Source organism: Pedobacter sp. MC2016-15 (assembly GCF_026239695.1).
In the GTDB taxonomy this organism is placed as follows: Bacteria; Bacteroidota; Bacteroidia; order Sphingobacteriales; family Sphingobacteriaceae; genus Pedobacter.
Genome location: NZ_JAPIVS010000006.1, coordinates 1 through 25,431, shown reverse-complemented (window position 1 = coordinate 25,431; position 25,431 = coordinate 1). Strand labels below are relative to the sequence as shown.

General features: G+C 43.4%; 27 protein-coding genes. 17 read left to right on the top strand and 10 right to left on the bottom strand.

Annotation, left to right across the window (positions count from 1 at the left end; all coding sequences use genetic code 11):
• The first annotated feature begins 59 nt into the window (after window positions 1-59).
• Both rlmD and OQY15_RS17345 read left to right on the top strand, forming a co-directional pair.
• Entirely contained in the window at window positions 60-1,475 is a 1,416-nt protein-coding gene (rlmD, locus tag OQY15_RS17350; protein ID WP_265793162.1) for a 23S rRNA (uracil(1939)-C(5))-methyltransferase RlmD, read from the top strand.
• Window positions 1,476-1,480: 5 nt separating this feature from the next.
• Window positions 1,481-1,888 carry a hypothetical protein gene (locus tag OQY15_RS17345; protein ID WP_265793161.1) on the top strand — a complete coding sequence of 136 codons (408 nt, stop codon included), beginning with the start codon at window positions 1,481-1,483 and terminating at the stop codon, window positions 1,886-1,888.
• 21 nt (window positions 1,889-1,909) lie between these two features.
• Here OQY15_RS17345 and OQY15_RS17340 read toward each other — a convergent pair whose 3' ends face one another.
• Window positions 1,910-2,623, bottom strand: a complete 714-nt coding sequence (locus tag OQY15_RS17340) for a head GIN domain-containing protein (RefSeq protein WP_265793160.1) — start codon at window positions 2,621-2,623, stop codon at window positions 1,910-1,912.
• A gap of 35 nt (window positions 2,624-2,658) precedes the next feature.
• Window positions 2,659-3,375 carry a head GIN domain-containing protein gene (locus tag OQY15_RS17335; protein ID WP_265793159.1) on the bottom strand — a complete coding sequence of 239 codons (717 nt, stop codon included), beginning with the start codon at window positions 3,373-3,375 and terminating at the stop codon, window positions 2,659-2,661.
• 136 nt (window positions 3,376-3,511) lie between these two features.
• On the opposite strand from OQY15_RS17335, the gene OQY15_RS17330 reads away from it, so the two are divergent.
• From OQY15_RS17330 to hemH, 4 genes are all read left to right on the top strand, one after another.
• Window positions 3,512-4,021: a phosphoribosyltransferase family protein gene (locus OQY15_RS17330; protein ID WP_265793158.1), complete on the top strand. Its 510-nt coding sequence runs from the start codon at window positions 3,512-3,514 to the stop codon at window positions 4,019-4,021.
• A 2-nt stretch (window positions 4,022-4,023) separates the two neighbouring features.
• The gene (locus OQY15_RS17325) at window positions 4,024-5,070 is read left to right on the top strand and encodes a glycosyltransferase family 2 protein (RefSeq protein WP_265793157.1); all 1,047 of its coding nucleotides are present in this window, start codon (window positions 4,024-4,026) and stop codon (window positions 5,068-5,070) included.
• A gap of 105 nt (window positions 5,071-5,175) precedes the next feature.
• On the top strand, window positions 5,176-6,024 hold the full coding sequence (locus tag OQY15_RS17320; RefSeq protein WP_265793156.1) for a 4-hydroxy-3-methylbut-2-enyl diphosphate reductase: 849 nt from the start codon (window positions 5,176-5,178) through the stop codon (window positions 6,022-6,024).
• Between the two features lie 122 nt (window positions 6,025-6,146).
• Window positions 6,147-7,193: a ferrochelatase gene (gene hemH / locus OQY15_RS17315; RefSeq protein ID WP_265793154.1), complete on the top strand. Its 1,047-nt coding sequence runs from the start codon at window positions 6,147-6,149 to the stop codon at window positions 7,191-7,193.
• Here the strand turns inward: hemH and OQY15_RS17310 are convergent.
• On the bottom strand, window positions 7,168-8,388 hold the full coding sequence (locus OQY15_RS17310; RefSeq protein ID WP_265793153.1) for a glycosyltransferase N-terminal domain-containing protein: 1,221 nt from the start codon (window positions 8,386-8,388) through the stop codon (window positions 7,168-7,170). The genes hemH and OQY15_RS17310 overlap by 26 nt on opposite strands.
• A gap of 142 nt (window positions 8,389-8,530) precedes the next feature.
• Between OQY15_RS17310 and OQY15_RS17305 the strand changes: the two genes are divergently transcribed.
• From OQY15_RS17305 to rfbB, 5 genes are read left to right on the top strand one after another with little or no spacing between them, the layout of a single operon-like run.
• Window positions 8,531-9,850: a UDP-glucose/GDP-mannose dehydrogenase family protein gene (locus OQY15_RS17305; RefSeq protein ID WP_265793152.1), complete on the top strand. Its 1,320-nt coding sequence runs from the start codon at window positions 8,531-8,533 to the stop codon at window positions 9,848-9,850.
• On the top strand, window positions 9,840-10,829 hold the full coding sequence (locus tag OQY15_RS17300; RefSeq protein WP_265793151.1) for a UDP-glucuronic acid decarboxylase family protein: 990 nt from the start codon (window positions 9,840-9,842) through the stop codon (window positions 10,827-10,829). Before OQY15_RS17305 ends, OQY15_RS17300 begins: the two co-directional genes overlap by 11 nt.
• A gap of 6 nt (window positions 10,830-10,835) precedes the next feature.
• Window positions 10,836-11,858 carry a UDP-glucose 4-epimerase GalE gene (gene galE / locus OQY15_RS17295; RefSeq protein WP_265793149.1) on the top strand — a complete coding sequence of 341 codons (1,023 nt, stop codon included), beginning with the start codon at window positions 10,836-10,838 and terminating at the stop codon, window positions 11,856-11,858.
• The gene (locus OQY15_RS17290) at window positions 11,859-12,425 is read left to right on the top strand and encodes a hypothetical protein (protein ID WP_265793148.1); all 567 of its coding nucleotides are present in this window, start codon (window positions 11,859-11,861) and stop codon (window positions 12,423-12,425) included. It abuts the gene before it with no gap.
• Window positions 12,426-12,464: 39 nt separating this feature from the next.
• Window positions 12,465-13,517, top strand: a complete 1,053-nt coding sequence (gene rfbB, locus OQY15_RS17285) for a dTDP-glucose 4,6-dehydratase (RefSeq protein ID WP_265793147.1) — start codon at window positions 12,465-12,467, stop codon at window positions 13,515-13,517.
• Between the two features lie 60 nt (window positions 13,518-13,577).
• Here the strand turns inward: rfbB and OQY15_RS17280 are convergent, their stop codons facing one another.
• On the bottom strand, window positions 13,578-14,810 hold the full coding sequence (locus OQY15_RS17280; protein WP_265793145.1) for an ABC transporter permease: 1,233 nt from the start codon (window positions 14,808-14,810) through the stop codon (window positions 13,578-13,580).
• A 93-nt stretch (window positions 14,811-14,903) separates the two neighbouring features.
• Window positions 14,904-15,254: an iron-sulfur cluster assembly accessory protein gene (locus OQY15_RS17275; RefSeq protein WP_265793144.1), complete on the bottom strand. Its 351-nt coding sequence runs from the start codon at window positions 15,252-15,254 to the stop codon at window positions 14,904-14,906.
• A 116-nt stretch (window positions 15,255-15,370) separates the two neighbouring features.
• On the opposite strand from OQY15_RS17275, the gene OQY15_RS17270 reads away from it, so the two are divergent.
• The 3 genes from OQY15_RS17270 (at window position 15,371) to dnaA (ending at window position 19,074) form a co-directional block, all read left to right on the top strand.
• Window positions 15,371-15,901, top strand: a complete 531-nt coding sequence (locus OQY15_RS17270; protein ID WP_265793143.1) for a hypothetical protein — start codon at window positions 15,371-15,373, stop codon at window positions 15,899-15,901.
• Window positions 15,902-15,903: 2 nt separating this feature from the next.
• Window positions 15,904-17,451, top strand: coding sequence for a methylmalonyl-CoA mutase family protein (locus OQY15_RS17265; RefSeq protein WP_265793142.1), 1,548 nt, complete (start codon window positions 15,904-15,906; stop codon window positions 17,449-17,451).
• A gap of 192 nt (window positions 17,452-17,643) precedes the next feature.
• Window positions 17,644-19,074, top strand: coding sequence for a chromosomal replication initiator protein DnaA (gene dnaA / locus OQY15_RS17260; RefSeq protein ID WP_265793141.1), 1,431 nt, complete (start codon window positions 17,644-17,646; stop codon window positions 19,072-19,074).
• A gap of 9 nt (window positions 19,075-19,083) precedes the next feature.
• Here dnaA and OQY15_RS17255 read toward each other — a convergent pair whose 3' ends face one another.
• The 5 genes from OQY15_RS17255 to OQY15_RS17235 form a co-directional block, all read right to left on the bottom strand.
• On the bottom strand, window positions 19,084-19,635 hold the full coding sequence (locus OQY15_RS17255; RefSeq protein WP_265793140.1) for an NUDIX hydrolase: 552 nt from the start codon (window positions 19,633-19,635) through the stop codon (window positions 19,084-19,086).
• Window positions 19,635-20,039 (bottom strand): hypothetical protein, encoded by a 405-nt coding sequence (locus tag OQY15_RS17250; RefSeq protein ID WP_265793139.1) that lies wholly within the window; start codon window positions 20,037-20,039, stop codon window positions 19,635-19,637. The genes OQY15_RS17255 and OQY15_RS17250 overlap by 1 nt, the downstream gene beginning before the upstream one ends.
• 3 nt (window positions 20,040-20,042) lie before the next feature.
• Window positions 20,043-20,825 (bottom strand): TPM domain-containing protein, encoded by a 783-nt coding sequence (locus OQY15_RS17245; RefSeq protein WP_265793138.1) that lies wholly within the window; start codon window positions 20,823-20,825, stop codon window positions 20,043-20,045.
• A 6-nt stretch (window positions 20,826-20,831) separates the two neighbouring features.
• Window positions 20,832-21,275, bottom strand: coding sequence for a TPM domain-containing protein (locus OQY15_RS17240; RefSeq protein WP_265793137.1), 444 nt, complete (start codon window positions 21,273-21,275; stop codon window positions 20,832-20,834).
• A gap of 75 nt (window positions 21,276-21,350) precedes the next feature.
• The gene (locus OQY15_RS17235) at window positions 21,351-21,932 is read right to left on the bottom strand and encodes a LemA family protein (protein WP_265793136.1); all 582 of its coding nucleotides are present in this window, start codon (window positions 21,930-21,932) and stop codon (window positions 21,351-21,353) included.
• A gap of 148 nt (window positions 21,933-22,080) precedes the next feature.
• Between OQY15_RS17235 and OQY15_RS17230 the strand changes: the two genes are divergently transcribed.
• The 3 genes from OQY15_RS17230 to OQY15_RS17220 all read left to right on the top strand — a co-directional run bounded on the left by OQY15_RS17230 (window position 22,081) and on the right by OQY15_RS17220 (window position 25,205).
• On the top strand, window positions 22,081-23,622 hold the full coding sequence (locus tag OQY15_RS17230; protein ID WP_265793135.1) for an FAD-dependent protein: 1,542 nt from the start codon (window positions 22,081-22,083) through the stop codon (window positions 23,620-23,622).
• Window positions 23,623-23,670: 48 nt separating this feature from the next.
• On the top strand, window positions 23,671-24,030 hold the full coding sequence (locus OQY15_RS17225; protein ID WP_265793134.1) for a CoA-binding protein: 360 nt from the start codon (window positions 23,671-23,673) through the stop codon (window positions 24,028-24,030).
• A gap of 146 nt (window positions 24,031-24,176) precedes the next feature.
• Window positions 24,177-25,205 (top strand): PAS domain-containing protein, encoded by a 1,029-nt coding sequence (locus OQY15_RS17220; RefSeq protein ID WP_265793133.1) that lies wholly within the window; start codon window positions 24,177-24,179, stop codon window positions 25,203-25,205.
• The last annotated feature ends 226 nt before the right edge of the window (window positions 25,206-25,431 follow it).

Here is a 25,431-nt window from a genome sequence, read left to right as displayed (position 1 = left end):
GAAATCCCTGTGCCCAAAAAATAGGAACTGTTAAATACAAGCTTTAGCTTTGCAGCAGAATGAGTAGAAATAGAAAAGCTGGAACAGTTACCATCCTTCCCACTTTAAGTATCATTGATATTGCTGAAGAGGGCAAAGGAGTAGCCAAAGCAGACGAATTAGTCGTGTTTGTTGATAAAGCCGTACCAGGCGATATCGTTGATGTAAAAGTTGTAAAAAAGAAAAAGAATTTTGCTGAAGCCGTTATCGAAACGCTGCACACTGCATCAGATTTAAGAACTGATCCTTTTTGCCAGCATTTTGGAACCTGTGGTGGCTGTAAATGGCAGCACATGCAATATGACGCGCAACTGCATTTCAAACAGAAAAATGTCGAAGCAGCCCTACAGCGACTTGCAAAAGTAGATACCTCATCTATGGAACCTATACTGGGCTCCGCAGAAAATAAATATTACCGTAATAAACTTGAATATACATTTTCCAATAAACGCTGGCTGAATGCCCAGGATATGGCCGACCGGGATGATCTGGAAATGAATGCGCTGGGATTCCACGTGCCGCTGCGTTTTGATAAAATTCTGGACATTGAGCATTGTTACCTGCAGGCAGAACCTTCCAATACGCTGAGAAACCAGGTAAGAGGATATGCACTCAGGACAGGTTTGAGTTTTTATGACCTGCGCAATCATGAAGGGAATCTGCGTAACCTGATTATCAGAACTTCTTCTACAGGTGAGGTGATGGTAGTTGTGGTATTTGCTTTTGTAGAGCAGGGGCAGGTGGACGGACTCATGGCATACCTGAAGCTTAATTTTCCGGAAGTTACCTCGCTGATGTACATCATTAACCAAAAGAAAAATGATACTATTTTTGATCAGGATGTAATTTGCTATGCAGGCAGGGAGTATATTTTTGAGGAGATGAATGGTCTTAAATTTAAAATAGGAGCCAAATCCTTTTATCAGACCAACTCATTGCAGGCACATGAATTATACAAGATTACCAAAGAGTTTGCCGGATTCAAGGGCGATGAACTGGTCTATGACTTGTACACCGGTGCAGGTACCATTGCCAACTTTATTGCAGGCAGCGTTAAACAGGTAGTCGGCGTTGAATATGTACCAACTGCTATAGAGGATGCAAAATTTAACTCTGAACTGAACGGTATTGATAATACCATCTTCTACGCGGGCGATATGAAGGATATCCTGACCACTTCCTTTATTGAGGAGCATGGTAAGCCGGATGTGGTGATTACAGATCCTCCGCGAGCAGGTATGCATACTGATGTGGTTGAGCGTTTACTTGAAATGGAAGCAGAGAAAATTGTGTATGTAAGCTGTAACGCAGCCACACAGGCCAGAGATCTTGCTTTGTTAAAAGAAAAATATGAAGTGAGCAGAATCAGACCAGTAGATATGTTCCCGCATACACAACATGTTGAAAATGTAGTTTTGTTGAACCTGATTAAATAATTCAGATGGATATAGAAGAGTTAATGCCACAGCAGCCGGAGGGAGCAGGAAAAGAGAAAAAAGTGAGTCCGCTGGTAAGCCTCGAAAAGGACCTTGAATTGTATAAGGAATCTATTCATGAAATTGCCATCGAGATCATCGCAGAAGGCATATCAAAAAATCCAATATTTGTTGCCCACCAGCATACTGTTTCTATAGGAGAGATGATCCTGAACAGGGAAGAACTCAATACCAACTGGACAATTCAGGCTTCGATGTTTGAGGAGTTTGTAGAAAAAGGCATCATTCAGCCGGCATACAAAGAGCTTTTTTTAAAAGCTTATAAAAAGCCGGAAGATTATATGTGTGTCTTTGTGATCGTACCTGAAGGGGCTAACTTCATTTACTACCCCTACAAAAGCACTAAAAGATAATATCAAAACCCATCCTGTAAGTTATAGGATGGGTTTTACATTTCCGCTTTTGGAGCCCGCAGAATTCTCCACAACTGCGCTGCCTTTGTAACGGATATTTCCGCCGCTGCTCGCTGTTGCAGCCAGTTCCTTTGTCACATTTACCTTTACATCAGCACCTGAGCTTGCAGTCACATTTGCATACTCTGCGATGAGCTCCAGGCTATTAATACGGCTGCCCGAACCCGCTTCGACGTTCATTCTGGCAGCAGTGCCCTTCAGTGAGGCCGAAGCACCACTATTGGTTTTCAATTGCAGCTGAGGGCATTCTACGGTCGCAGAGACATTGGCACCTGAAGAAACTGAAATATTAAGTATCCCCGTTTTAACAGCATTCTCCGTCTTAACCGAGCTACCATCACTTGCTTCAAGGATGTTGAGATTTTTATAAGTAATGAAAACTTGTGCAGTTCTGTTGAGCCATCTTTTCTTTGTGCTTTTAATCAGTTTCCAGTTCACAGTGACACTGTTTCCCGACTGCTCTACTACGATAGCGTCTATGAGCGTTTCATCAGCAACAATTTTGGCAGATTCTGTTGTGCCCTGTGTGATGACCAGCTCAATACCTGTGTTGACATGTATTTCTGAAAAGTGTTTTAAAGCTACCTCTCTGGATTGCTGCATCTGTGCGCTGGCATCAGATGCAGTGATCAGTAGTAAAAACAGTACCGGCTTAAGTAATTGAAAAGATTTCATATCAATGAGTATAGTCTAATACCCAAATATATTCATTAATCTATTCTGGATACGCTTGAACTTCTGGAATTACTCAGATTTTTTAAGTCGGCATTACCTTTATAGCGGATATTACTGCCGCTATTGGTATTTGTCTCCAGTCCTTTGGCCACGTTGATTTTAATATCGGCGCCAGAGTTGGTATTTGCCCTGGCATATTGAGTGGCCAGGTTTAGGGCGTTTACAGAGCTGCCGGAGCTGGATTTAACGGTCATATTGGTCGCTGTTCCAGTCAGTGATGCCGAAGCTCCGCTATTGGTTTCCAGCTCCAGTTCATTACATGCGATTCTGGCATTTAAACTGGCTCCTGAAGATACAGAGGCATCCAGATGGTCAGTTTTTAATACGTTATCGGTGGTCAGTGAACTTCCGCTGCTGGCAGAGATGCTGTTCAGCTTTTTGTAGGTAATGTAAACTTTGGCATTTCTGTTTTTCCACATCTTTTTCAGACCCCAGTTATCCTTCCAGCCAACTTTGATCCGGCTGCCACTTTTCTCCAGCACAACATCGTTAATAACTTCATTATCGGCAACAATCCTGGCAGATTCACTACTTCCCTGTGTAATATGTAGTGCAATGCCGGACCCTACTGACACTTCTGTAAAATTGTTTATCGCTACGTTTTTTGTTTCCTGCGCTTTGAGGTTCAGCGTCATGGTCATCAGTGCGACCAGGCAAGTAAATGCAGGTTTAATTATGTTTAAAGTGTTCATATCTCTTATTTTGTTTGGGTTTACATAAATTAGACGCCACAGAGCTCCAAACGTTGCAACGTTTTGTAATTATTTTTCAGATATTTGATTCAGAAGCATAAAATCCTTCTTTTTGTACGCTAACAAACATTTACAAATGGCCGATTCACGATTACTGATACTAGATAAAAAACAAATCCAGCAAAAAATCAACCGTATGGCTTACCAGATCCTGGAAGACAACTTAAATGAAAAAGAAATTGTGCTGGCAGGTATTTGGGACAGGGGATATCAGCTTGCACTGCGACTGAAGGACGTTTTGCTCGAAATATCAGATCTTAAAGTAACGATGTTTAAAATCGAACTGGAGAAGGATGAAAGCAGCCTCTCTGCAGTGACAGACCCGGAACCGGCAAAAGTAAAAAATAAAGCAATCATCCTGGTGGATGACGTGCTGAATAGCGGCAAAACCCTCGCCTACGGCTTCGGTGTATTTCTCAATACTCCTCATAAAAAAATACGTACCGTGGTACTGGTAGACAGGAGTCATAAGATTTTTCCTGTAGCAACAGATTTCGTAGGCCTGCAGATGGCTACGGTATTAAAGGAACATGTTGATGTGGTGCTGAATGTAGAAGGACAGGAAGATGGTGTTTACCTGAGCTAACTATGCTGAATCTGGCATTCATCTATATCATCCTGATTTTCCTTGTGCTGCGTTTTTCTGTTACCCTGTTCAACTTTCTGTCTAATCCGAAACTGGGTAAGTACAAAAAGCATTTCTCCAGCAAGGTTTCTGTCATTATCCAGGTAACAACGGATTCTTACAGTCTGATCAAACTGCTGACAGCTTTGAAAGGGCATGATTACCAAAATATAGAAGTGATTGTTACACAGCCTGTAAAATTAAAAAGCAGTGCTGAACTCCGGGCAATTTGCGACAGCGATCCGCGTTTTCAGCTACGTAAGAGAAACTCCTTTACAATTGAAGATGCCACAGGTGATTATCTTCTTTTTCTGGAACCACAGGTAATTATCCATGATGGGTTGATCAACAGTCTGATCTACAGGGTTAAGGTCTTTAATCTCACGCTGCTCAATATCATTCCCATGGCCTCGCCTTCCGGACTAATGAATCATATCCTGCTTCCTCTTAACAGCTTTGTTCTCTTTAACTTAATCCCATTGCGTCTGGTACGTCTTTTTTCGAGTCCCGTATTCGCTGCCGGGAGCAGTGAGTGCATGTTCTTTGAGGCAGCAACCTATAAAGAATACAACTGGCAGGAGAAAGTCAATAAAAGAATCCCTGAAGCCGTGGATGTAGTGAGGGCAGTTAAAGAGGAGGGGCTTAAAGCTGAAACCCTGATAGGTCATAAGTTGATTTCATTGCCTGCACCCGCACAAACTAATCGTTTATTCAGCAAAACGGCTGCACAACTGCTAAAAGCTTTTGGCGATAATGTATTTGGTGCCTTGCTCTATGTTTTACTGGTAGTCACGGGACCACTGGTGATGTTCCTCAATTATGAATACAGTCTCCTTATTCTTCCTGTGGGACTTATTTTTCTCAGCAGACTGATGATTTCGTTCCTATCGGGACAAAACCCCTTCTGGAATGTACTCCTTCACCCGGTGCAGATGGTTTTCCTGCTGGCCGCGGTGATCCGTGAGACCTATCTGCGCAGCAGACGCCTGATCAAAACAAGGTTTGTTTAAATCAAAATAAGAGTTAAATGATATGTTTGTCCGATAACAAACTCTTTTTGCGTAATTTTGTAGTGTAAATGCATAGGCACAATGGCCATTGATAAAATGAATGATATGAAATACGATTTGTCTGTTACTATTGATAAAGCTTCAGGTTTTTGTTTTGGAGTGGTATACGCAATAGAAATGGCCGAAGATATTCTGGCCGATGAAGATTATCTGTATTGTCTTGGTGACATTGTGCACAATGATGAAGAAGTACGTCGTTTAACAGACAAAGGCTTAAGAATCATTGATCATGAGCAGCTCCAGCATCTTCAGAATGAAAAGGTACTGATCAGAGCGCATGGTGAGGCTCCATCCACCTATCAGCTGGCATTGGAAAATAACCTGATTTTAATTGATGCATCCTGTCCTGTAGTGCTCAAATTGCAGAACAGGATCAAAAATTCTTACGACGACAAGGAACAAATCCTCATCTTTGGTAAACACGGACATGCAGAAGTGATTGGCTTGCAGGGACAAACAGACGGCAATGCCATCGTATTCCAGGACCTTGCCGAACTGGACGATGTTGATCTGCCGGCTAAGTTTACACTCTACAGCCAGACTACAAAAAGTACAGAGAAGTTCTACCATATCAAAGACCAGCTGCTCAGCAGGGGCTATGAAGTGAAAGCTAATGACACCATCTGCAGACAGGTTTCCAACAGGTATGAAGACCTGGAGAACTTTGTAGTGAATTACGACAAGATCATCTTTGTGTCAGGCAAGAAGTCTTCCAACGGGAAGGTGTTGTATGATGTATGCAAAAAGTTTAATGACCAGTCGTATTTTATTTCCGCCATTGATGAACTGGATCTGAACTGGTTTAATCCGAATGATAAAGTTGGTATCGCCGGTGCTACCTCGACACCGATGTGGTTGATGGAACAGGTTAAGGCCAGGCTTGAATCTTTCTGACCGGATTGTTCATCATTAAAAAGTAATTATTAAACAGCCTTTTCGTAGGCAATTCAGCTAAGTGTATATTTGTTTCAGTAGTCAGTCTGGTTTTTAAGTCCGGCTTGATTTCTAGTATTTTTATGGGAAAAAAAGGTGTTTTATTAGTGAATCTGGGGACTCCCGACAGTCCTGAAGTAAGTGATGTAAAAAGGTATCTGGATCAGTTTTTAATGGATGAAAGGGTGATTGATATTCCCGCCTTCAACCGGACCTTACTTGTAAAAGGTATTATCGTCCCTTTCCGTAGTCCTAAAACAGCAAAGCTGTATAAGGAGATATGGGATGAAAATGGATCCCCATTATTGTACTACAGTAAAATACAGGCTGCCATGGTGCAGGAACAACTGGGGCCCGAATACCATGTGGAGCTGGCAATGCGTTATCAAAACCCATCCATCGACAGTGCCCTGGCCAACATGAAAGCAGGATTGGTAGAAAGTATCCAGGTGATTCCTCTGTTTCCTCAATATGCATCAGCCAGTACCGGATCAGTGATCCAGAAGGTGATGGAGATCGTTGGCACATGGCCAACAATTCCTCCGGTATCATTTGTGACCTCTTTCCATGACAACGAAGTGATGATCGAGACCTTCGCTGATAACGCCCGAAAATTCCAGCCTGAAACTTATGACCAGATATTATTCAGTTTCCATGGATTGCCCGAAAGGCAGCTGAAGAAATGCGACCACTCAGGGAGCCACTGTCTTAAATCAGAAAACTGCTGTGCCACTTTAACTGATGTCAATAAATTCTGTTACTCCGCGCAATGTCATGATACTGCCCGTCTGATTGCCAAAAGTCTGGATATCCCCGCAGAGAAATATTCTGTATGTTTTCAATCCAGGTTAGGAAAAGAACCATGGGTACAACCATATACTACTGATACGTTGAAAGACCTTGCAGCCAAAGGCAAAAAGAAACTGCTGGTATTTTGTCCGGCTTTTGTGGCCGACTGCCTTGAGACCTTATATGAAGTAACTGTAGAATATGGTGAAGAATTCAGAGCCCTGGGAGGGGAAGAGGTGCAACTCGTACCTAGCCTTAACGATTCTCCAAAATGGATAGAGGGTCTGGTAAAGATGGTCAGAGACCAGCATATGCCTAAATATACGGCTCTAGATGTTTAACGATCTGTGCCGTTGAGCCAGTCTTGTCTTCAACATATTTTTTTGCAGCAGGCCCTGCCTGCTCATCTTTCTGCAGTTTGATAAAAGCTGCAGAAAGCTCCTCTGCAGAACCAATACTGATTGCTGCCTGCAGGGCAAGCAAATCCTTTGCTTCCTGAAACTTATCATATTTAGGACCAAAGATCACCGGCAATTCGAAAGCTGCAGCCTCCAGAGTATTATGAATCCCCGTACCAAAACCACCGCCGATATACGCGATTTTCCCATACTGGTATACTGAAGATAGAATCCCTATGTTATCGATCAGTAATACCTGCTGATCCGCAGGTGAAGCCCCCTCAATTAACTGTGTATATCGTTTTGTATCAGGTACCAGTTTCAGGATCTCCTGCAGGTGTGAGTCATGGATTTCGTGTGGCGCAATAATGAATTTCCAACCCGGAAACTGAAGGATCAGCTCTTTAAGCAGCTGCTCATCCGGCAACCAGGTGCTTCCTGCGATAAATACAGGTGCCTCTCCGCAAAACTGCCTGATGAGAGGCAGCTCCTTTGGTGTCTTTGCATTTTCAAACACCCTGTCAAACCGCGTGTCTCCGCTGAGGGCAACGTTGTTTAGATTCAGCCCCTTCAGCAACTGTACACTTTGCTCATTCTGTACAAAGAAGTAGTGTACACAATTCAGCATTTCCCGGTATAAATTACCATACCATTTAAAGAATACCTGCTCCGGTCTGAAAATTCCTGAAATGATAAATAGTGGTACCTGCTGCTGATGGAGCTCCTGAAAATAATGGTACCAAAATTCATACTTGGTAAATATGGCAATCTCAGGATTAACCAGATGGATAAATTCAGCTGCATTTTCCTTCGTATCCAGAGGCAGATAGAATACGCCTTCCGCTAGAGGAGTGTTCTTTCTGATTTCATATCCCGACGGAGAAAAGAACGTAATTACAATCGGTTTGGCCGGGTATTTGTTTCGCAGTTCTTCTAAAACTGGTCTTCCCTGCTCAAACTCTCCAAGAGAAGCAAAATGAAACCAAATGTGTTTTTTTGTAACGTCAATCTTATTCCTAATGACATTAAAAATATTTCTTCTTCCGTTTAAAAATAATTTAGCCTTTGTATTAATTATTGCAGCTATGTGGAGAACTATTTTGTATAAAAAAATTGCAAAATTATAAAGCCAGAGCATTTTGTACGTTTATTTATTATCTTAGCCGAAGATACTCGATTAAATTGGAAAATTTAACCATTATCTGCAGCACGATACACTTATTGCGTTATGAATTCATACAAGTTTATGTAAGCTACTTAATTATTTAAAATATATTCATATGAAAATTGCCGTAATCGGAACAGGGTATGTTGGACTCGTAACTGGAACTTGTCTTGCAGAAACAGGTAACACTGTAATATGTGTAGACATCAATGAAGCTAAAGTTTTGAAAATGCAGAATGGTGAAATACCCATCTACGAACCAGGACTGGATGTGTTGTTTTTGCGTAACATCGAGCAGAAACGATTGACATTCACTACTGATCTTGCTTTAGCAGTGAAAGATGCTCAAATTATTTTTATGGCGCTTCCAACGCCTCCAGGTGGTGATGGTGCCGCAGATTTGTCGTATATCCTTGGCGCTGCCAAAGACATTTCTAAACTGGTTACAGAATACAAAGTGATTGTTAACAAATCAACAGTACCGGTAGGAACTGCTGATAAAGTACAGGCAGTTTTCGCTGAAAACACATCTGTTGAAATTGACGTGGTTTCAAATCCTGAGTTTCTTCGTGAGGGTGTCGCAGTAGAAGACTTTATGAAGCCTGACCGCGTGGTTATCGGTACACGCAGCGAACGTGCTAAAAAATTAATGGGTGAATTGTACGGCCCTTATGTACGCCAGGGAAATCCTATCCTTTTTATGGATGAGAAATCTTCTGAGTTAACAAAATATGCTGCAAATTCATTCCTGGCTACAAAAATCACTTTTATGAATGAAGTGGCTAACCTTTGTGAGCTGGTAGGTGCTGACGTGGATTCAGTACGTAAAGGTATCGGTTCTGATGAGCGTATCGGAAAACGTTTCCTTTTCCCTGGTATCGGATATGGTGGTTCATGCTTCCCTAAAGATGTACAGGCCCTGGCCAAATCAGCTGAAGAAAACAAATATGATTTCGCGATCCTGAAGGCAGTAATGGAAATCAATGAAAAACAAAAAACTGTACTCGTAGAAAAAGTAAGCAAATATTATAAGGGCAACCTTAGCGGTAAACATTTCGCATTATGGGGACTTGCTTTTAAACCTGAAACTGATGATATCCGCGAAGCTCCGGCATTGTACATCATTGATGATCTCGTTAAAGCTGGTGCTACTGTTACTGTTTTCGATCCTGAAGGAATGGAAAATGTTAAAAACGTAATTGGTGATAAGGTTGTATATGCTGAAAACCAATATGACGCTTTAACAGGCGCTGATGCACTCCTGATTGCTACAGAATGGTCAGTATTCCGTAATCCTGACTTTGAGAAAATGGAAGAAAAATTAGCAAACAAAGTGGTATTTGACGGTCGTAACTTATATGACCTGAATAAAATGGTTGAATTGGGTTATTATTATAACAGTATCGGCCGTAAATTAGTTGAGAATGGAGCGTAAAAGAGTATTAATAACCGGCGCAGCCGGTTTCCTGGGATCGCATTTGTGTGACAGGTTTATCAAAGAAGATTACCATGTCATTGCAATGGATAACCTGATTACGGGGGACCTGCAAAATATTGAACACCTTTTTGCGCTGGAAAACTTCGAGTTTGCCAACCATGACGTGTCCAAGTATGTATATGTTCCCGGAAAGCTGGATTATATCCTGCACTTTGCTTCTCCGGCCAGCCCTATTGATTATCTGAAAATCCCAATCCAAACCCTAAAAGTTGGTTCACTGGGAACACATAACCTGCTGGGACTTGCCAAGAATAAAAATGCCAGGATGATCATCGCTTCTACTTCTGAAGTGTATGGCGATCCTAATGTAAATCCTCAGCCGGAAGAATACTGGGGTAACGTAAACCCGGTAGGACCAAGGGGTGTTTATGATGAAGCTAAACGTTTCCAGGAAGCGATAACAATGGCTTACCATACTTTCCACGGTCTTGAAACCCGTATTGTACGTATTTTCAATACTTACGGACCAAGGATGCGCCTGAATGACGGACGTGTTTTACCTGCCTTCATTGGCCAGGCACTGAGGGGTGAAGACCTTACTGTTTTTGGTGATGGTTCACAAACGCGCTCATTCTGTTATGTGGATGACCTCGTGGAAGGAATTTACAGATTGCTGCTGAGTGATTATGCACAGCCTGTAAATATCGGAAACCCTGATGAAATCACGATCGGACAGTTTGCCGAAGAGATTATTAAACTGACAGGTACAACACAGAAAGTAATCTATAAGGAACTTCCTGTAGATGACCCAAAACAGCGCCAGCCGGACATTACCAAAGCCAAAGCTCTGTTGGGCTGGGAGCCTAAGGTAGGCCGTGCCGAAGGCCTGAAAATTACCTATGAGTACTTCAAAAGCCTGCCTGCTGAAGCTCTGGTAAATAAAGAACATAAGGATTTTACAACTTATAACCGCTAATCAGCAATGGGCAAAATTTTAGTTACCGGAGGCACCGGATTTATTGGTTCTCATACTGCTGTTGAGTTGATCAATGCAGGTTATGAAGTACTCCTGGTGGATGATTTTTCAAATTCCAATCCAAAGATCCTTACGCAGCTGGAAACGATCACCGGCCAGAATCCGGATTTCACTGAACTTGATCTCTGTGATGAACAGAAGGTGACCGACTTTGTAGCAGCTCACCCTGATATTACCGGAGTAATTCATTTCGCAGCTTTTAAGGCTGTAGGCGAATCAGTAAACTTCCCGTTAAAATATTACAGGAATAATTTTTACTCGCTGATCAATGTGATTACTGCATTTAACAGTAATGTCAACCTGGTATTTTCATCGTCATGTACGGTATATGGTCAGCCAGACCAGCTGCCTGTGACAGAAGATGCAGCGGTGAAAGTTGCAGAGTCTCCATATGGGAACACTAAACAGATTGCTGAAGAAATTTTGAGGGATACCTGTGCGGTATCCCCTGATTTAAAAGTGATCTCACTGCGTTATTTTAACCCGGTTGGTGCCCATAATTCTGCTCTCATCGGTGAACTGCCGATAGGTGTTCCTCAGAACCTGGTGCCTTTTATCACGCAGTCTGCAATAGGTAAACGTGGTCCGATCACTGTATTTGGAAACGACTACAATACCCCTGACGGCAGTGCAGTAAGAGATTACATTCACGTTGTGGATCTGGGCAAAGCACATGTGGCTGCAATACAGCGACTGGAGAGTGCTAAAGCTGAAGGCAACTACGAAGTATTTAACCTTGGTACCGGAAAGGGTTCATCAGTATTGGAGATTATCCAGGCCTTTGAAAGCTCTACAGGTGAAAAGCTGGATTACAAGATCGGCCCGAGAAGGGAAGGTGATGTAGAACAGGTATGGGGAGATGTCACTAAATCGGCTGAAGGTCTTGGCTGGAAAGCGGAGCTTGATGTCAACGAAATGATGCTTTCTGCCTGGAACTGGGAAAAATACCTGAAAGATAATCCCTTCTAAATGTTATTAAAGGATCATAAAGATCTGAAGGCTGCAATAACAGCCATTCCTCCCAAAGAAAAGGACAAGTTGTTGCTTCGTCTGATCGCAAAAGATAAGGTGCTCACTGAGCACCTTCATTTTAAATTGCTTGAAAATGAAACAGACCTGGAGGAAAGGCAGTCTTTGCTCACTGAAGAGATTGATGACTCCATTTCAGCCTTGCTGAAAATAAAGAAATCTACGTCCAAAGATGCACTTGCAGCCTTTAGAAAACTCAACGGCAGGGTAAATCACCATTATAAGGTAACCAAAGATCCGAATACTGAAGTTGAACTTCGCTTACATTTATTAAAAATTGTACCTTTGGACTACAAAGAGAGCGTTTTCTCTCCATTGGCAAAGTTTAACGAACGTCTGAAAACATATTTTTTAAGGACTACCCTTGCACTGTATAAGAAGTATATAAAACTGCATGAGGATTTACAGTATGACCTTAAGGATGATTTTAACGCCGTGCTTTCAAAAATGGAAGAACAGCAACTCTCCAGGGCAGCACGTGAAATTGGTCTGCCGGAAGAAATATAAAAAATACCAATAAGCCAAAAACATTTAAAAATACATCTCATGAAGAAGATTCTAATTACCGGCGGGGCAGGGTTTATCGGCTCTCACGTAGTGCGGAGATTTGTGAACAAATACCCCGATTACGAAATTGTCAACCTGGATAAACTGACCTATGCGGGTAATCTTGCAAATCTGACAGATATTGAGGCTAGTCCTAATTACAGATTTGTGAAGGCAGATATTACTGATGCTGAAGAAATCAATACCCTGTTTCAACAGGAGAACTTTGATGCGGTGATCCATCTCGCAGCTGAATCACATGTAGACCGTTCCATCACGGACCCAACGGCATTTGTAATGACCAACGTTATCGGAACTGTCAACCTCCTGAACTCGGCGCGTGAGTTCTGGAAAGGCGACTATGATAAAAAGAGATTCTACCATGTATCTACAGACGAAGTGTATGGTGCCCTCGGAGATTCAGGTATGTTTACAGAAACTACAGCATATGATCCGCACAGCCCTTACTCTGCATCTAAAGCTTCTTCAGATCATTTTGTAAGAGCGTACCATGATACCTACGGAATTGATGTCGTGATCTCTAACTGCTCTAATAACTATGGTTCACATCACTTTCCTGAAAAGCTGATTCCTCTGGCGATCAACAATATCAAGAATAGTCTTCCAGTGCCTGTTTATGGCAAAGGTGAGAATATCCGCGACTGGTTATGGGTTGAGGATCATGCACGTGCGATAGATGTGATTTTCCATGAAGCTAAAACGGGGGAGACCTACAATATCGGTGGTCATAATGAATGGAAGAACATCGATCTCATACATTTGCTGTGCAAAATCATGGATAAAAAACTGGGACGTGCTGAAGGAGAATCTGCAAAGCTGATCACGTTTGTGACCGACCGTGCAGGACACGACCTGCGTTATGCCATTGATTCTACCAAACTACAGGAGAAACTGGACTGGGTACCTAGTCTTCAGTTTGAAGAAGGACTGGAAAAAACTGTTGCCTGGTATCTGGAAAATGAAGAATGGTTAACAAATGTTACTTCGGGTAATTATCAGAAATACTACGAAACCCAGTACAGCGCAAGATAGTACCGGATCGTAATCAATCCTTTAATACAGGGAGCTTATCTGAGATAGGCTCCTTTTTTTTTACTCGTAACGCAAAGCTTCTACAGGATCCAGACGGGAGGCCTTTCTTGCCGGATAGTAACCCGACATTACGCCAACGAGGACGCAAAGGGCAAAGCCACCAAAGATAAACATCCATGGTATAATGAAAGATCCTCCCATTGCCAGGGATATTGCGTTGCCCAGCAAAATTCCGAAGATAATCCCCATGGTTCCACCCATCAGGCAGATCATGACAGCCTCAATGAGAAACTGTTTCCTGATTACTGAAGGATTAGCTCCAATAGCTTTTCTGATACCAATTTCGCGCGTTCTTTCTGTCACGGATACCAGCATGATATTCATGAGTCCGATAGAGGCGCCGATGAGTGTAATCACGCCTATGGTAATTCCACCGATAGCAATCATAGCGAGGTTCTCAAATAAAGTTTGTGCTACAGCATCACTCTTGGTAATTTCAAAATTGTTTGGTTCGGTGATTTTTACTTTGCGCACCTTTCTGAACTCGGCAGTAGCTTCTCCGATCACGGTTTCCATTTGCTCATTGCTGTTTACAGTGACTGTGAGGGTATAGGAAGGATTTGTGCTGGAGTTGATTACTTTTGCCTTATACAGTGGAATGAATACTGCCCTGTCTGTATTGGAGCCCATGCTGGAGCCCTTACTTGCCAGCACGCCGATTACCTTCAGGCGGCTGTTTCCTGCGGTAAGGACCTTGTCGATCGGAGATTCGTGTTTAAAGAGGGCGGTAGCGATCTCACTTCCGATAATACACAGATTGTTGCCCAGTTCCGCCTCAGCACTGCTGAAATTTCTGCCCTGTGCCAGATCCAGCCCCTGGGCCTTAAGGCCGTTTTCGTCAATTCCCTGGATAGATATGTTCGGGTTAGTTTTTTCTTTACTGAATTTGGCGGTAGCGCCCCTGGTGGCGATGACGCTAATAGTTACGGATGCAGGTGCATCAAGGCGGTTTTTAAAAGCCAGCGCATCTTCATAGCGGATAGATTTAAAAGGTTTGGGTCCTTCACCGGGCCCCCCAATGCGGATACCCGTACCGCGGTTCCTGATCGTAAAGGAATTTGCTCCCATATTGGAAAAGGCTTCTGTCATGCTCTTCTTCACGGCGTCGAGCGTCGTCAGGATACCTACCAGTGCCGACAAGCCAATGGCGATAATCAATGCGGTGAGCATGGTACGGAGCCTGTTGCTTTGTATCGCCTGCAGTGCAAGTCTGACATTTTCGGTATAAGTCATTTCCTCAAATCGATTTAGATGGGACAAAATAAAAAAGTCCCGTTGTTATGACAACAGGACCTGTAAAATGTTACACGCGAAAGAATAAAAAACTTACACAGAGAAACTTGTCCCGCAACCACAGGTACTGTCTGCATTAGGATTGCTGAAAGTAAAGCCTCTTGAGTTCAGGCCATCCTGCCAGTCTACCTGCATGCCAAGTAAATACATCTGGTGTGCTTTATTCATGAAAATCTTAATCCCGTCAATGATAAACTCCTGATCGCCGTCTTTCTTCTGGTCAAAGCCCAGCAGGTAGCTCATTCCTGAACATCCTCCACCTTCAACTCCAACACGCAATCCAAAATCATCTGATATTTCCTGCTGGTCTTTTAATTTTAAGAGTTCTTTAACAGCCGTTCCTGTAAAGGAAACCGGCGCAAATGCTGTATCAACTGTGCTCATGATATATCTGTTTAAGTACTGTAGCAGTATGACTAGTTACAAAGATAATAACAAATGGTTTAATTAACTTTATTCGTAATAAAAACACATTTTTGTGACCAATCAACTATCGACAAATGAATTTACAATATTTTTTAACACAGGTAGCGGTGCATGCTGCGGGCGGGCTGATTATGATTACCGGTTCCTGGTATTTGCTGAAAAACGACATCATCAGGTATTTCCGAAAGGAGCCTGCAGCCAGCAAAGAGGAGGATAAAGTAGCATTGCTGCAGCTTCGCTTACAGGCGCATGAGCGCATGATTGTCTTTGTAGACCGCCTGAACCCCTCAAATCTTTTCATCAGGCTATATGAGCAGGGAGTACCGGCAGTGCAGTTACAGGCACGGATCCTGAATGAGGTGAGAACGGAATACCAGCATAATGTGAGTCAGCAATTGTACATCAATGCAGCAAGCTGGAATGTATTGCGTAAATTGAAAGATGATACCATTGCCATGATCAACAATGCCGCTGGTACCCTTCCCGCGGATGCCAGCGGCAGGGACCTGAGCAGGACGGTGCTGGAACATGTGGCAGGAATTGCCGAGAACCCCTATGACCTGACCATTCAGCTGATCAAGCAGGATATTCATCAGATGTTTTAAGTATGGAAGAAAAAAAATGTTTTACCAGCTCTGCGATAGAGATTAAGCCTTTGTATACAGCTGCCCCTGCGGTCAGCGAAAAACCCGGCGAATTTCCCTTCACCAGGGGGATTCAGAAAGACATGTACAGGGGGCGTTTATGGACGATGAGGCAGTATGCCGGTTTCAGCACTGCTGAAGAATCCAATAAGCGCTATCATTATCTGCTTCAGCAGGGTACCATGGGGCTTTCCGTCGCATTTGATCTCCCGACGCAAATTGGCTACGACTCCGATCATGAATTAGCTGAAGGAGAGGTTGGTAAGGTGGGAGTGGCGATTGATTCCCTGAAAGATATGGAGCTTCTTTTCCAGGGCATCACACTTGAGCAGATCACGACTTCCATGACCATCAATGCAACGGCTTCCATTCTGCTGGCGATGTATATTGCACTGGCCAAAAAACAAGGGGCAGATCTGCGTCAGATCTCGGGTACTATCCAGAACGATATCCTGAAAGAATATGCAGCCAGGGGTACATATATTTATCCTCCCAAACCTTCCATGCGTATCATTACCGATATTTTTGAATATTGCAGCAGGGAAATTCCCAAATGGAATACCATCTCAATTTCCGGTTATCATATCCGCGAGGCGGGTTCTACAGCAGTACAGGAACTGGCCTTTACGTTATCTAACGGAAAAGCTTACCTGAATGCGGCCCTTGAAAAAGGACTTGATATCAATGTTTTCGCCAGGAGGTTATCCTTCTTTTTCAACTGCCATAACAATTTTTTTGAAGAAATTGCCAAGTTCCGGGCTGCCAGAAGGATGTGGGCAAAGATAACCAAAAGCCTTGGGGCTACTGATGAGAAGGCGCAGATGCTGCGTTTTCATACCCAGACCGGGGGTTCAACACTTACGGCGCAACAGCCAATGAATAATATTGTGAGGGTAACCAACCAGGCGATGGCTGCAGTACTCGGAGGCACTCAGTCGCTGCATACAAATGGTTTCGACGAGGCGCTTTCCCTGCCGACAGAAGCAGCCGCAAAAGTCGCCCTCCGGACACAGCAGGTGATCGCATTTGAGAGTGGGGTGACGGATACTGCAGACCCCCTTGCAGGATCGTTTTTTGTAGAAACACTGACCGATCAAATTGAGCTTGCAGCACAGTTATACATTGATAAAATTGATACTATCGGCGGAGCTGTGGCAGCCATAGAAAATGGTTATATTCAAAATGAGATTGCTGCCGCCGCCTATCAATATCAACTGGAAATTGAAGATGGTGGCCGGGTTATTGTTGGCGTGAACAGATTTACACAATCAGAGGAAGTAATTACCGATACGCTGCAAATTGATGAGTCTATCCGCAGTATTCAAATTGAGAAGTTAAAACGTTTAAAGCAAGAGAGAAATGCCGCTGAAGTGGCTTCTGCGCTGCTTAATTTAAAAAATGCCGCTCAATCTTCGGAAAATCTGATGCCTTTTATCCTGAATGCCGTAGAAGTTTACGCTACTCTTGGCGAAATCGCAGATGTGCTGCGAAGTGTTTTTGGCGAGTACTAAAAATAGGTTAAGAAATAGTTATCCACACAAAAAATTGAGGTTAAGTGGGGTATGGCTCTGCTGTTTAAGTACTTACTAAATAAATGAAATTTTAGTTTTTTTTGTTGATAATTTTTTGAATCTTCGATCTCCCGGAGCAGCAATTTCAAGAAGCCGTTTCTACTACCTAAAACCAAGAATTATAGAATATATATGGAAAAAACTTGTGCAGAAGTATGGAAGAACTGTCTACAGATTATTAAGGACAATATCCCGACCCAAAGTTTCAAAACTTGGTTCGAACCGATCTCTGCCCTTAAACTGGATGGCAAAGTCCTAACCATACAGGTGCCCAGTTTATTCTTCTATGAATGGTTGGAAGAACACTATGTAGGCCTGCTCAGGAAAACCGTAAAAAAACAATTGGGAGAAGAGGGCCGGCTGGAATACAATATCGTTGTGGATAAGTCGTCAAACAGTGGTTCACCGTATACCACAAATATGCCTTCCAATGGAAATGGCGCTGAAGCTAAAATGCAGTCTATGCCTATTCCTGTTTCTATCAATAAGGATATCAAAAACCCGTTCATTATCCCGGGATTAAAAAAACTGAATGTAGACCCTCAGCTGAACTCCAATTACTCTTTCGAGAATTATATCGAGGGCGACTGCAACAGGCTGGCACGATCAGCGGGTTATGCTGTAGCGGCTAAACCGGGAGGTACCTCCTTTAATCCGCTCATGATCTATGGAGGTGTTGGTCTGGGCAAGACTCACCTGGCACAGGCAATCGGTAATGAGATCAAAAGAACAATGCCGGATAAGCTGGTAATTTATGTCTCCTGCGAAAAGTTCTGCCAGCAGTTTGTAGACTCCCTCAAGAACAACACGATCAATGATTTTGTAAACTTCTATCAGGCAATGGATGTAATCATCATGGATGATGTACATAATTTTGCCGGCAAAGAAAAAACACAGGATATATTCTTCCATATTTTCAACCACCTGCACCAGTCGGGCAAACAGGTGATTTTAACCTCCGATAAAGCACCGAAAGACCTGGCAGGACTCGAGGAACGCTTGCTCAGCCGCTTTAAATGGGGCCTTTCTGCAGATCTGCAGATTCCGGATCTGGAAACCCGCATAGCAATCCTGAGAAAGAAAATGTATGCCGACGGTATTGAACTTCCGGAGGAAGTGGTGGAATATGTAGCGAACAACATCGATAATAATGTAAGGGAGCTGGAAGGTGCCATGGTTTCGTTGCTTGCACAATCTACCCTCAACAAAAAAGATATTGATCTCGGACTTGCTACGCAGATGCTGAAGAACTTTATCAAGAACACCACGAAAGAAATTTCCATGGAGTATATACAGAAGCTGGTATGTGAGTACTTTGAGGTGCCTGTAGATATGGTGAAGTCTCCTACGCGGAAACGGGAGATTGTACAGGCCCGTCAGATCTCGATGTACCTTTCAAAAAGCCATACCAAATCGTCATTGAAAACAATCGGGGCTTTCTTTGGTGGCCGCGACCACTCTACTGTCATCTATGCCTGCCAAACCGTAGAAGATCTTATCGATACCGATAAGAAATTCAAAGGTTATGTGCATGATATACAGAAAAAGCTCAAAATGAGCTAAACAGCTTTTTTACCTGATCGCTTCCAGCTTTAACAGCCCGTAAAACAGTGCCGCTGCGTGCAGCGACTGATCAATTTTATTTTCCAGCAATAGTTGCTTCACTTCCTGAATCGTATATTCTTCTACATTGAGTATCTCATGGTCATCCAGCTGTTGTTCCTGTGTTTTTATACCGCCGGTAAGCAGATAAGTGAAGGTTCTGTTGGTAGAGGTAGCAGGATTCGGATATAGCGTAGCAATCAGCTCACAGTGCTCAAAGGAATAACCTGTTTCTTCCAGTAGTTCACGTCGCACTCCGATCTCAGGATCTTCGCCAGCTTCTATTACACCTCCAGGAACTTCCAGCGAAATGATATCGGCGGCATGGCGGTATTGTCTGACGAGGATTAACTTATTATCGGCAGAAACTGCGATTGCATTTGCCCAGTCGGGATACTCCAGCACAAAATAGTCATCTTTAATCTCGCCATTTTGTAACTTACAGGTATCCACACGTAAAGTAGCCCATTTCTCTTTCACCAGGTATCTGGAAGAAAGCTTCTGCCATTTTAAAATTTCCATCAGGAATTAAGGTTTAAGTATTGTTCTATGCTTTTCTGCCGCCCGATATTGATCATATTGATGACATGATGTTTGATTTCGAGCATCTGGTAGATCAGCTTCAGTTTCTTTGCTAATAAAATATTCGCTGTGGATACATCCCCGGTATTAAATTTCAGGTAAAGGAGCTGTGAGAAGAAGTCCAGTTTTTCTGCCGGGAAGTCCTTCTGCTGCAGGAAAAGTTCAAAATCCTCCATACTGCATTGCAGCAGATCGGTGTAGAAGATGCCAAAATCATTTTCCAGCAGCTCATCAATTCCGCGGTCGGCTTCTTCCAGCTTGCCTTCATGTTTCAGTCCCATCAGCTTTGCCAGGGCCTGCGCAAGCTTTTGTATTTCGGCTGTTAATAGGTCACGTCTGTACATAAACTACCAGCTGCCGCTACTGCCTCCGCCACCAAAACTTCCGCCCCCGAAACCTCCAAAGCCACCGCCTCCGCCACTGCTGCCACCACCCCAGCTGCTGCCGGAACCTCTGCCGCTATTCATCAGGCTGCCCAGAAGCATACCTGTTAAGAAACCTGAGCCGGAGCCGCGACCGCCGTAAACTTCGCTGCCGCCACCGCCGCCACCTTTTCTGATGATAATGATGATAATTACGATGATGATAATGAGAATAAATACTCCGCCTGCAGGACTGTTTTTTCCCCGTCTGGCCTTTGGATTATCATTTTTGTACTCTCCTTTGGTATATTTGATAATTGCAGTAGTACCTGCATCAAGTCCGCTGTAATAGTCGCCCTCTTTAAAATAAGGCTTAATTTCATTATCAATGATCCTTTTGGTGATGATATCAGGGAGTGCCCCTTCCAATCCGTAGCCTGTTTGCATCGCAATCTTGCGGTCGCCCAGTGCTACCACAATCATCACCCCGTTATTTTTCTTGGCGCCACCGACGCCCCATTTTCTACCCAGACCTAAGGCGTAATCGTTGATGTCGTACTGTCCGGCGCTCTTAATGATGGCAATTGCGATTTGCGTTGAACTGCTATCGTCAAATGCCACCAGTTTATTTTCAAGCTGCTGTTTTTGTACTTCCGTGAGTGTTCCTGTATAGTCGTTTACCAGTGTATTGGGTTTGGCAGGAAAATCCTGTGCAAAGCCACCGGCATATATGAATGTCAGGAAGAGTGCTAAGATTATTTTTTTCATCTGTGCTTAGTTAGAATTCCTGTTGTCCATAAAGATAATGTCATTAGGCAATTCATTGATATCTCCATTTTGAGGAGGGAAGTGTGTAGCTAATTTTTCTCCTGCCAGCTGTATCCCGGCAACAATACCATTCAGGAGGTTGCCACCGGCGAAATGTGCCTTCATGGCAATCTGTGTAGTTTCCCAGAAATCCGCCGGCACCACACGGTTAATACCTCTGTCGCCAATAATAGCGAATTTGTGGTCGTCATACGCGATATAGATCAGTACACCATTGTGCAATGATGTCTTATCCATTCCCAATTTACTGAAATAGGCTGTTGCACGGTCAAATGCTTCGCCAGGGCAATGTTTTTCTACGGCAATCCTGATTTCGCCCGAAGTTAATTTTTCGGCATTGCTGATAGCGCTGGTGACCAGGTCTTGTTCTTGTTCAGTCAAAAATGACATATGTAATTTGAATTAAACAGATAAGGGTAGTACATGTTATTAAACACGTCATACCCTTATTTGTTGTACTGTAGATTAAAATTGTACTTTAGGAGCGTTCTGAGCGCCTTCATCTGCTTTAAATCCGACTCTTTGTTTAAATCCAAACATGCCTGCAGTAAGGTTGTTAGGGAATGATCTCACCTTCGTATTGTATTCCTGCACAGAATCGTTGAAGTCTTTACGAGCTACAGCAATCCTGTTTTCAGTACCTTCCAGTTGTACCGACAGGTCGCTGAATTGTTGTGTAGCTTTCAGTTCAGGATAGTTTTCTGTCAGTACCATCAGGCGGCTCAATGCCTGACCTACCTGACCCTGTGCAGCCTGGAACTGCGCAATTTTTTCTGGCGACAGGTCATCAGCATTGACTTTGATCTGGCTTGCTTTTGAGCGTGCCTCAACAACAGCGGTAAGTGTACTTTCTTCAAATTTAGCTGCGCCCTTAACAGTACTCACTAAATTAGGTATCAAATCAGAGCGGCGCTGGTATTGCGTTTCTACCTGGTTCCATTTTGTTTTTACATCTTCATCCAGCTTCACCATTGTGTTATAACCACAGCTGCTCAGCATTGTAGTGAAAAACAAGGCTCCGATAACTCCTAATATTGCTTTTTTCATTTTTTGTTCTATTTTAGTTTAACAAGGTTAATTTACACATTAAGATACAATTTCCATACCTATGTTACAATAAGGGGCAAAAACATGACAAGATGTACTGATTTGCCTATCTTTGCTGCTGTTCGGGATAAAAACCTGACAGGAATTTATGCAGAAAGATATCGAAATTACCATTGCCCCGGAAGATGCCGGCCAGGAAGAGCAGATCCTCAAACAGCTTTCCCTTGCCCTGAAAACAGATCAGTCGCGCATTAAAGGCTATAAAGTTCTCAAAAGATCAATTGACGCACGCTCCCGCAGAGTGATCTATAGAATGCAGGTAAAAGTGTTCATAGATGAGCCAAAAACGGCAGAAGTTTTCAATCTGAAGTATCAGAACGTCAGCGATAAAAAGCGTGTGATCATCGTTGGTGCTGGTCCGGCAGGCTTATTTGCGGCGCTTCAGTGTATTGAAAATGGCATGAAACCTATCGTGCTTGAGCGCGGTAAAGATGTCAAACAAAGAAGAAGGGACCTCGCCCTGATCAATAAGGAAGGTATTGTCAATACAGAATCCAATTATTGTTATGGTGAGGGCGGTGCCGGCACCTACTCCGACGGTAAATTATATACGCGCTCCAATAAAAGAGGCGACATCAATAAAGTACTGCAGATTTTTGTCCAGCATGGGGCAACAGACGACATCCTCGTTGATGCCCGCCCGCATATCGGCACCAATAAACTGCCGCATATCATCACTGCGATCAGGGAAACGATTCTGGAGGCTGGTGGAGAAGTGCTCTTTGATCAGAAAGTAACTGATCTGCTTGTAGATTTCGGCAGGATCAAAGGCGTTGTGGTGAATAATGAAGAGCGGCTAACTGCCGAAGCTGTCATCCTGGCTACGGGTCACTCGGCACGTGATATTTATACATTGTTAAATAAAAAAGGCATACTGGTAGAGGCCAAACCCTTTGCATTGGGCGTCCGGATAGAACATCCGCAGGAAATCATTGATGCTGCACAGTACCATTGCGCAGTGAGAAGTGAATTCCTGCCACCTGCTTATTACAGTCTTGTAGAGCAGGTAGGCAGCAGAGGGGTATTTTCATTTTGTATGTGTCCTGGTGGTATTATCGCGCCCTGCGCAACCCATGAAAATGAAATTGTCGTGAACGGCTGGTCGCCCTCCAAGAGGAATAACCCTTTTGCAAATTCAGGAACAGTGGTTCAGGTTACTCTTGAAGATGTTCCGGGAGATGATCCGCTTAGGATGATGGACTTTCAGCAGCAGATAGAGCAGAAGGCGTTCGCGTTGGGTGGTGGTAACCTGGTTGCTCCGGGACAGCGTATGGTGGATTTTGTGGAAGGCCGGGTGTCTGCAGACCTGCCGAGGAACTCTTACCTGCCGGGAACGAGAAGCGTGATGCTCAAAGAAACTCTGCCGGATTTTATTGCCTCCAGTCTGAAGAATGCGCTGCCTGTTTTTGGAAAGAAGATGAAAGGTTACTATACCAATGAAGCTATACTGGTAGGCGTGGAGAGCAGAAGTTCATCGCCGGTGCGTATTCCGAGAGACAGGGAAACCTTCCAGCATCCGCAGGTTGCCGGACTTTATCCCTGTGCTGAAGGAGCAGGATATGCGGGTGGAATTGTCTCTGCTGCCATTGATGGTGTGAACTGTGCCAATGCCATACTGAACTTTAATTAAACATTTGTACACCGCCGCTGTTGTAAATACGTACATAAACTTACGCAGATGAAAAATACCTTAATTATAGGTGCAACTCCTAACCCTGCAAGATATGCTTATCGTGCAGCACATATGCTGAAATCCAAAGGTCATTCGATCGTTAATATCGGAATTAAAAGCGGCGAAGTTGCTGGTGTTGCCATAGAGAAACCAGCTGAAATTTACGAAGACGTAGATACTGTTACCTTATATATCGGCCCGCCACTGCAGTCAGGCTACTTTAACTACATTTTGGAAACACATCCCAAGCGGGTGATTTTTAACCCCGGAACGGAGAATGATGAACTCAAAGACATTCTCAGGGCCAATGGCATCGAGACGATGAATGCCTGTACCCTGGTTCTGCTGGCTACAGATCAATACTAATCTTTTACAATAGGGCTAATCTCATTAGCCCTATTTTTTTTGCTGCTTTCCTTGATATCTCCAAAAGTTAATCATAAAACGGGATCTTTTAAGTATGTTTGTTCTTAAGAGTTGGGTAATATTAATCTTGAGTTTAACCATCCCGCATGTCAGCTTTCAACCCCTTATCTAAAATCTTTGGTTTATTTAAAAGAATCCGTTTTGGGAATGGGTTTAACTACCAGCAGTTGTTCATTGGCAGTCCGCTGCCGATGTATGTGATGACCAAGGATACGCTCCGGTTTCTTGCTGTCAATGATGCTATGGTGAAACTATATGGTTATACCGAAGCAGAGTTTTTAACGATGACCGCTTTTGACATCAGACCTGAAGAGGAGAGGGAAAGAGTGAAGGAATTTCTGGACGAATTCGGAGAGCACACCAACGAATCGGGCAGATGGCTGCATCAGAAGAAGAATGGTGATAAATTTTTTGTACAGATTACTTTTCATTATGTGCCTTCTATCAAAAAAGGGGCGTATCTGGTGATGATCACCGATATTGATAAGTCCCTTAATGATGAAAAGAGAATCAATGACTTGCTGCATTTATATGAAACTGTAAACAAAACTACAAATGATGTGATCTGGGATTATCAGATTACAACCGATAAGCTGACCTGGATGCAGGGGTATTTTGAAACCTTTGGATATACCAAGGAGTCGAGCCCCAATTCTTTTTGGGCGATGCAGAAGATCCATGAGGATGACCGCGACCGGGTGCAGGAAGAATTTAAGCAGGTACTGGAAAGCCGGGGAAAGGACTGGTTATCGGAGTACAGGTATATCTGCGCGGATGGCGCTGTGAAATTTGTAAGAGACAGGGGATATATGATCTTCGATCAGCAAGCTGAACCTGTCAGGATGATCGGGGCGCTGCAGGATATTGATAAACAAAAGAGATTTGAGCAACAGCTGCTCAGTCAGAATGAGCGGTTGAAAGAGATTGCCTGGATACATTCGCATCAGGTAAGGCGTCCGCTCAGTAATATCCTGGGACTAATCGAACTGATCAGGGCTGCTGCGGTTGAGGATTCTGAACTTGCAGAGCTCATCGGCTTGCTGGCAGTTTCTTCAAAGGAGCTTGATGATGCGGTGATTTTAATCAACCGCGAAGCGATGGAAGAAAAGAAGTAATAATATTCGTGTATTGTTCGTGTATTGTTCGTGTTTTGTTCGTGTATTGGTATGTGTTGCTGTATCCTCTGCTTATCATTGTTGTATAGTTGGTATATCAAATGGATATATCAACCATATACCAACCATATCGCAACCATATGGCAACTACGAGCGAAATACGAACCATACACGAACAATATACGATGCGTACCAAATCTTTCCTGCTGAAAACCATGCCTTTAGG